Source organism: Vibrio sp. 1249-1 (assembly GCF_033340495.1).
The window spans coordinates 1-543 of the sequence record NZ_JAWOWJ010001049.1 but is presented as its reverse complement, the minus strand read 5'-3'; the positions used below and the strand labels follow the sequence as shown (position 1 = coordinate 543).

The 543-nt window shown below is 46.4% G+C and carries 1 protein-coding gene; it reads right to left on the bottom strand.

The features are described from left to right. Positions 1–543, bottom strand: a 543-nt coding sequence (gene cydB / locus R7Z50_RS30390) for a cytochrome d ubiquinol oxidase subunit II (RefSeq protein WP_318150136.1), incomplete at both ends; no start/stop codon positions are given.

Below are 543 nucleotides of genomic sequence, written 5' to 3'. Positions count from 1 at the left end.
CACCAGCTTCACGGATTACCTCTTTGTTTAGAGGGTTAGAAGCTGCGTTTGTGTCGATGCCACCAACAATCACGTAACCGTCAATGTTTTGAACCCAGAAGCCTGCAGCAACAAACGCAACCACTGTTAGTAGACCCGTGATTTGAGCAACGTTGCGAGCACGTGTGTGAACTTCACCCGTTGTTTTCATTTGTAGCCAAGTAGAACCTTGCATCAAAATCATGAACAAGCTAACCAGACCACAAAGCAGAGCAAATGGGTTTAGCAGACCAAAGAATGAGCCATGGTATGTTGGCATCAAAAACTCGCTCAATTGGAATGGAACACCTTGTAGAAGGTTACCAAACGCCACACCAAAGATGATTGGCGGAACAAAACCACTGATTGAGATACAGATATCCCAAGTATTACGCCATTTTGGCTCTTCGATCTTAGAGCGGTAATCTAGGCCCAGAGGACGAAGCCAAAGTGCAGCTAGCGTCAGGATCATTGCTAAGTAGAAGCCTGAGAATGACGTTGCGTAAACCAAAGGCCAAGCGGCGA